Annotated in this window: 7 protein-coding genes and 1 pseudogene; all 8 read left to right on the top strand. The window is 61.1% G+C overall.

Translation table 11 applies throughout. The features are described 5' to 3' along the window. Nucleotides 1-438 precede the first annotated feature (438 nt). The 8 genes and pseudogenes from KBZ07_RS14015 to ndk all read left to right on the top strand — a co-directional run bounded on the left by KBZ07_RS14015 (nucleotide 439) and on the right by ndk (nucleotide 6,235). The gene (locus KBZ07_RS14015) at nucleotides 439-1,152 is read left to right on the top strand and encodes a response regulator transcription factor (RefSeq protein WP_254932187.1); all 714 of its coding nucleotides are present in this window, start codon (nucleotides 439-441) and stop codon (nucleotides 1,150-1,152) included. Nucleotides 1,153-1,359: 207 nt separating this feature from the next. Beyond that, a pseudogene (locus KBZ07_RS14020) lies at nucleotides 1,360-1,458 on the top strand (nucleoside-diphosphate kinase); the annotation flags it as partial. A gap of 85 nt (nucleotides 1,459-1,543) precedes the next feature. After that, on the top strand, nucleotides 1,544-2,251 hold the full coding sequence (locus KBZ07_RS14025; protein WP_254932188.1) for a FecR family protein: 708 nt from the start codon (nucleotides 1,544-1,546) through the stop codon (nucleotides 2,249-2,251). Continuing rightward, a complete protein-coding gene (locus KBZ07_RS14030; RefSeq protein ID WP_254932189.1) occupies nucleotides 2,248-4,044 on the top strand; it encodes an adenylate/guanylate cyclase domain-containing protein in 1,797 nt (598 codons plus the stop codon). Before KBZ07_RS14025 ends, KBZ07_RS14030 begins: the two co-directional genes overlap by 4 nt. Before the next feature lie 489 nt (nucleotides 4,045-4,533). Continuing rightward, complete coding sequence (locus KBZ07_RS14035) at nucleotides 4,534-4,830, top strand: AAA family ATPase (protein ID WP_254932190.1); 297 nt, start codon at nucleotides 4,534-4,536, stop codon at nucleotides 4,828-4,830. A gap of 135 nt (nucleotides 4,831-4,965) precedes the next feature. Then, nucleotides 4,966-5,106, top strand: a complete 141-nt coding sequence (locus KBZ07_RS14040; protein WP_254932191.1) for a type II toxin-antitoxin system Phd/YefM family antitoxin — start codon at nucleotides 4,966-4,968, stop codon at nucleotides 5,104-5,106. A 93-nt stretch (nucleotides 5,107-5,199) separates the two neighbouring features. Beyond that, complete coding sequence (locus KBZ07_RS14045; RefSeq protein ID WP_254932192.1) at nucleotides 5,200-5,604, top strand: putative toxin-antitoxin system toxin component, PIN family; 405 nt, start codon at nucleotides 5,200-5,202, stop codon at nucleotides 5,602-5,604. 172 nt (nucleotides 5,605-5,776) lie between these two features. Beyond that, complete coding sequence (ndk, locus tag KBZ07_RS14050; protein WP_254932193.1) at nucleotides 5,777-6,235, top strand: nucleoside-diphosphate kinase; 459 nt, start codon at nucleotides 5,777-5,779, stop codon at nucleotides 6,233-6,235. The last annotated feature ends 808 nt before the right edge of the window (nucleotides 6,236-7,043 follow it).

Below are 7,043 nucleotides of genomic sequence, written 5' to 3' on the forward strand. Positions count from 1 at the left end.
CTGGAGTCAACCGGCAGAAGTGTGGATAAACAAGCCACTGGAAGAGCACGAACTGGCCCTGGAGTTACCCTTGGTTCAGGCCGCCTGAGTGGCAGCCAAGGAGTGACAACTTTCCTGAAAGTCACCGAGGCAGCGTCCGATGGGTTTTGTGTTGTTCGACCTGAACCTTCAGCTGATTGCCGATGAGGTCACCCAAAGCCTAAGTGAGACTCGATCCTGCGTGGTCTTGCTAGGGCAGGTCCTGGTGGTTATTGCCTCTGTTGAGGCAGCGCAGCGAGTAGAGCCAAGTTCCCAAGGCAGCAAAGACAGCGCCGCGACTAAATCATCGGGGGTTGACTTTGTTCTCGCCAATACGCCTGCTAAGATCAGACCATAAAATAGCAACCGTCCTTGAGCCTCCAGTTGGTCTCCTAGGCAACGGGGCCTCCCGCTCTAGGCATGGACTTTACCGACCGACTGCATCTGCTGGAGCCAAATCGCAAAATGGTCTTCAGCTGGATTCTATCCAGTGATATTCGCCTCCGCTTCGTAATCGCCATGAAAAGCCACCTGGCACTTCTGGCAATTATTCGTTCGATCTCGGTGCAGAACCGCATTAAGGGAATCGCTTCTACGGAAGAGGAGGCCTTTCGCCGCATTCGCCAGAGCAACCCTGGCTTGTTGATCTGCAGCGACCAACTGGCTGAAGGCAACGGCTTTTCTCTGTGCCGAAGAGCCGTTCGGGCCGTCGGCGATCTGAGGGTCCTGATGGTGTTGTCCAGCGAAGCAGTGGATGCGGGTTTTGCCCTGGAATGCGGCGCCATGGCCGTGGTTTGCGAGGAAGACTTTCTTTCGCCTGAGATGGAAGTGATGCAGTCTCTACTTGCTGTTGCCAACAGCAAGACCTATGTCTCCAGCCGAGCCAGAAGTCGCATGCAGCGGCCTGCTGTGATTGTTAATTCCCCTCAGTCCCTCACACCCAGGGAGCAGGAGGTCCTCGTCCTCCTGCTCCAAGGTGCCTCAGACAGGGATATTTCTGATCAGTTGACCATTTCCATCCACACGGTCAAGGAGTATGGCAAGAGCATCCGGACTAAATACCAGGTCAAAACCCGTATGCAGTTGATCAGCATCCTGCTTGGTCACGCTCTGTCAACGCCCCGGAGGCGCTAGCGCGCCGACTTCGCATGAAGCGTTGTGGATCCGGCTCCCAGTGGCAAGCCCCTGTCGATGTAGCGCCTGGCGGCGCTTGAATCTTCGCCGCCGTTGCGGCGGACTGAGTCGCTCGAAGCCGCTGTGCTTGCTGGGGGCGCGGGGCCGCCACGGTCGATGGCCCGATCCCGCCGCTCCTCCACCATGGCCACCGAACGCTCCTTCATCGCCATCAAGCCCATTGGCGCCACCAAGCCCCTCGAGGCCGAGCCCGGCACGATCCGCGGGTCCGACGCCCCCGAAACCGCTGAATTTGAAAACGGCCTGTGATCCTAGCCCGCCGACCAGGTGTGGCGCGTCGAGGGCTAAGTGGCCAGGCTGGGGGCGCTCTGGGAGTGCCCCAACTTCAGCCATGGTCCTGCCGAACACGCCCCATTCCGTCAGCAAATGCCTGGGCCTTCTAGCTGGGATTGCTCTGGCGCTTTCCGGTTCTGTGGTGCTCGGCATCGTTCCCCTGGAGGCGGCAACCCCGGCTCCCCGGGTGGTGGACGTGCCCAGCAAGCCGGCTTTCATCAAGCCGCCCCAGGGTGGCGAACGCCCGGCCCGCCTTGGTCAGATCATCTCCTACGAGTCCATATTGCGCACCCAGAAGCCCGGGCGGATGCAGGTGCAGCTTGCCAGTGGCCGCAGCTTTCGCTTGGGCGGGGATGCGGTGCTGCGGCTGGGTCGCCAGCGCCTCGATCTGCAGCGCGGCCAAATCATTGCCTGGGTTAATCCGGGCACCAAGGGCGGCGCGCCGCTCACGATCCATACCCGAGTTGCTACGGCTTCGATCGTCGGAACAACGGTTTTTATCGAGGCAAGTGACACTGGCCTGAAAATTTTTAGTTGGGAGGGCGAGGTGGCCTGCACCACCACGGACGGTCAGCGCAAGATCCTGCGCAGCGGTGAGCAGCTGACCTACGAAAACGGCGCCTGGGCCAAAACCCGCCTGACCACTCAGGAAGCCGCCGCACGGCGTCAGAAGAGCATCCTCCTCAATGGCTTCTCTGCCCCAATGGACACCCTGCCTGTTCTGGAGAGGGAGCTCGGCATCAGCACGCCGGTGTCTGCCCGGTGAGGCGACCGCCCTTGTGGGGGCTGGCCCTGTTCGCCGGGCTGCTGCTGGTTCAGCCGGTTCTGCGCCCCTCGCCACCCGGCCAACTGCTGGTGGCCCTTGATGCGTTCTTGCAGGCGCAACTTTTTCGGCTGCGGGGGGTGCGCCTTGATCCTGGGGCACCGGTCGTTGTGGCGATCGATGCCGATTCCATCAACCTTGATCGCCTATTCAGCCCGGAGGAACGTCAGGCTTCTCCCCTGTGGCGAACTATGGGGCAGTGGCCCTGGCCGCGGGCGCTGCAGGCTGAGCTGGCGGCCACCGTGCTGGAGCGGGGTGCTCGCCGGGTGGTGTTCAACCTGGTGTTAGCCCAGCCCAGCCGTTTCGGCCCGGCCGATGACGCAGCTTTTCAGCGCCGTTTGGCGCCCTGGCGGTCTCAGCTTGTCTTAGCAGCGTCATCCGCGGGCAGCAGTCAGCAAGACCTGGAGCAGGTGCAGTTGCAAATGCCCCTGTACGCCGGCACAGCTGTGGGACTGACCAACCTGCTGCAGAGCCCCCAGGGCATTACTGATGCCATCCCAGGTAGTGACTGGATTTCAGACCATCTGGCTGGCTTCCAATCTCCCCTGCCCCAAGCGCTTGCCTGGGCCGCCAGCGCTCAGGCCCCGCCCACGCCCGTGAGGGGAATCAACTTTCCAGGGCCGGCCGGCACCCTGCTTACCGTGCCGGCCTGGCAGCTGCTGGAGCAGCCCGCTGCCTTTTGGCGTGGCCGCACCGTGGTGATCGGTGCCACGGCCGCTGAGCTGGGCGGTCAGCTGGAGACACCCTTCGGGCCCCAGAGCGGTACGGAGGTGCAGGCGGCTGCCTTGGCCAGTGCGCTGGCCGGCAATTCGATTCAGTTCCTGCCCGATCCCGGCCAGCTGGCGTTGTTGTTGAGCTGGGCCGCGCTGCTGGCCTGGAGCTTGACGCGGGTGGTCACGGCGCGGCAGGCCACGCTGCTCAGCCTGGGCTGGCTGAGCGCTGCGGTCCTGCTGGCGGCCCTGGTCTGGTGGACTGCCCTTCTCTGGCTGCCCCTGTCAAGTCTGCTGTTGCTGTCTGGCCTCGCGGGGGGATGGAGCAGCGCTGCCCTGGGCTGGCGCGAGGCCCGGGAGCGCCAGGTTTTGCATCAGCTGCTCAGCAAACGGATTTCGCCTGCCCTGCTCCAGGACATCTTGCGGGCGCCCGGCCCAGTTTGGACGCAGCTGGGCGGTAAGCGCGCTCGCTGTGTAGTGCTGTTCACCGATCTAGTCGGATTTACACCCCTCAGTGCCCGGCTTGAGGCGGCGGATTTGTTTGCCCTGCTTAACCGTTATTTTGATGGCTTAGCCCAGGCGGTGATCGCTGAGCAGGGGTTGGTCGACAAGTTCATTGGCGATTCGTTGATGGCGGAGTTTGGCTTGCCTTGCAGCCGAGGGGAGGCGGCGGAGGCTTTAGCGGCGGTGCGGGCTGCCCAGGCGATACAGCTCAGCTTGGGGCGGCTCAACCAGGAGCTGGAGCTTGCGGGCCAGCCGCCCCTACGTCATGGCATCGGCATTCATGTGGGTGAGGTGGTAGCCGGCAATCTGGGTTCTTCCCAGCGCATGGAGTACACAGTGATTGGCTCTGCGGTAAATATCGCCAGCCGGCTTGAGGGTCTTACGCGCCAGTTTCCAGACCACAGCATTTTGATCAGCGCTGAATTGCGCCAGCTGCTGCCTCCGGAGCTGGTTGTGGTGCCTTTAGGTAGCCATAACGTCAAGGGATGGCATGTGCCATTGGAGGTGTATGGATTGGGGTAGATAAGCGCAGGAGTGCAAGAAGCCAGTGCGCTGCTTGATGGTCAGATGAGTTGTGGGCCGAGCGGATCCGGTTCTGTGCTTTGCTCCCGATGGTGAGTTGCTTAGTCGCCATTCTATGGCAGCTGATTATAAGAGCTACTTGGCTGGGGATATAATTAGGGGCTTTTCTTTCCCTTGCCAGTGTTCCAGAGCCTATTGTTATCCTTGAGCCTCAATTTGCCGGGGGCTAGGCAAATTCTGCTTTTGCTAAATGTCGGCGGCAACTGCGGCCTTATTGGTCTGCCATTCGGTCTGTCGCTGTAATGCTTGGGCGTCTTGTTGGGCGCCTCGCCATTGGCGAGGTTGGCTCTTGCGGGTTGAGGTCGTCCATATATTATTGATGCAGTGAATGAAATCAATCCACTGTATGAATTCCCTTCCCCGCCTGGTCAGCGGTGCCCTCGCCGATAGGTCGGCGGTGATGCCGCCAGGCGCGATCCAGAGGCGCTGGTGGGAGGTCATGAGCCGGTAACACTCGACGAGGTGCAGCGCGAGCCAGGTCTCCTCAGCGCGGTGAAGCGGGCCATCGATCGGAACCGCAGCGCTGGTCGCTTCCTGCTAACCGGTTCGGCGAACCTGCTCCTGATGCGGCAAGTTTCCGAATCTCTCGCCGGTCGCGCCAGTTATCTCACCCTCTGGCCGATGACCCGTCTTGCGCAGCTCCTCGACACGCCCGATGAAGGATGGCGCGACCTGCTCGCCACGGCTGGCGGTGTGCTGGCGGTGCCGTGGTGGCGAATGCTCTGACCATGCAGTTATAGATATAGTTGCTGGTCTGCGCCGGCCCGTACGTTGCCGCTGCAACGGAGCCATGAACGGCTTCGTCGCTTGCCAGTGCCGATCATTCTGACCATTCTGATCGAATGGATCCCACGTGTTGTCATGATCAGGGAAACCAGTGCCGTGAGCTTCCGCCAGAACCTCGGCGACATGCTCAATCAGGTGCAATACCGCCACGACAGCATCGTGATCAAGCGCGATGGCAAACCCGTAGCGGCCCTGGTGGATGCCCCTCTATTTTGAGCGCATCGAGGCGGGCTATGCCGAAGTGCCGGAAGCGGAGGGACTCGCGGAGATTGATGTTGCCGTGGCGGCCAGCCGCGCCGGGCGCTGACAATGGCCAGTCTGGGCGTGGTGCTCGACACCAACGTGCTGCTCTCTGGCCTCGCTTACCCGGCCAGTGTCCCTGGCCGGCTTATCACTGCCTGGCGCTTCGGGGCGCTGGATCTGGTGCTGTCGGATTCAATCCTTGCTGAGCTGCGCCGCACCCTGACCAGTTTGGTCCACCGTCATGGACTGACGCTTCCTGCCATCGATGATTTGATCGACTCCCTGGCGATTTTGGCCTACCTGGTGGAGCCGGAGGTTGTAGCGGAGATCGACCTGACGGATCGCAACGACTTGCTGGTGCTCGGCACCCTGGTGGCGGCTCTGCGGCTCGGCTCGGCCCAGGCCCTGGTGACGGGCGACAAAGCCCTACTTGCCTGGCGGGATCGCTACCCCATTCGCACCCCTGCTTAGTTCTGGGCGGAGCATGGCGGCCCCTGAATGGCCCACAGCACGCCAGCCCCTCAGCTCCTTTTTGCAGTTCCTATCCATCAAACACTGGGCCCTAGTGGCCAGTGCCTTTTGGCGTGCTTGCCAAGCGGCGGGGCCGGCGCTCACGATGGGTTGGCTAGTTGTTTTGACCTTCATGGCCGCCGAACGCTCCTTCATCGCCATCAAGCCCGACGGGGTGCAGCGGGGGCTGGTGGGGGAGATCCTTGGCCGCTTCGAGCGCAAGGGCTTCAAGCTGGTGGGCCTCAAGCAGCTCACCCCCAGCCGCGAGCTGGCCGAGAGCCACTACGGCGTGCACCGTGAGCGCCCCTTCTTCGCCGGCCTGGTGGAGTTCATCACCAGCGGCCCGGTGGTGGCGATGGTGTGGGAGGGCGATGGCGTGATCGCCAGCGCCCGCAAGCTGATCGGCGCCACCAAGCCCCTCGAAGCTGAGCCCGGCACGATCCGCGGCGACCTGGCCGTGAACATCGGCCGCAATGTTATCCACGGCTCCGATGCCCCTGAGACCGCCGAGTTCGAGATCGGCCTCTGGTTCCAGCCTGCCGAGCTCAGCGACTGGGCCCCAGCTGATCAGGTGTGGCGCGTGGAGGGGTGAAGGGCAGGGGCCCTATAGCCAGCGGGGAAGAAGCTGCTTGGCCAGATGTGATGCGCTAGAGCAGCACTATTCCCGCTGTTAGCCATGTCAATACTTGGAACAGTTGATAACCAGGCAATCCGAGAAACAGGGAGACCGGGCCAGATAGGCTAATTGTAATCAATATTAAGAGAATCGCATTGCCGAGAGTGGGGCGCTTAAAAGTAATCAGTCAACAACAAAGTAGCGTCGGGTAGAGCATGATGTTGTCGTAATAGTCATGTTAAAAGAGTGTTGCTCCCGCAATGGCACTGATTCCAGCAAGTTCCATCGATAGCTGCTATGTAAACGCTCCCAGCAATGGCGACAAGAATGCCGATCAACGATGTTTTGCAAGTATGTGATTCGCCCAGGCTTGACTTGTTAAGTGCTCCGGTTAGGTTAGGTTTGTAAAATGCTGCATGATTTCCAGCCAGCTGGCAAGGAAATCGATTGGCTGTGTCCCGGTATGCCATAGGGCAACAACGCTGAGCCCAGCCAAAATGCCACTGCCAAGTCAGAGCCCTTTTCGATATTTGGGCAGCAGCAGCGGTAGGGCAAATGTGACAGCTATCTGAGGTATTATCATGACTAATGCCCAACAAAGTCCGACTGGAAGTGGCTTTTACGTTGAAGCAGGAGCCATTGCAGGGTGAGCAGCCCCACGCATGCGGCCGAAAACTGACCAAGGGTCAAGCAGAGATTTAGTCCCCGAATGGTGAGGGGTAAGAAGGTCCCAAACCAACTGGCGGCCTTGCCCCATGGCCGGAAGCACGGAAACCCATCAAGC

Source organism: Cyanobium sp. BA20m-14, assembly GCF_024346295.1.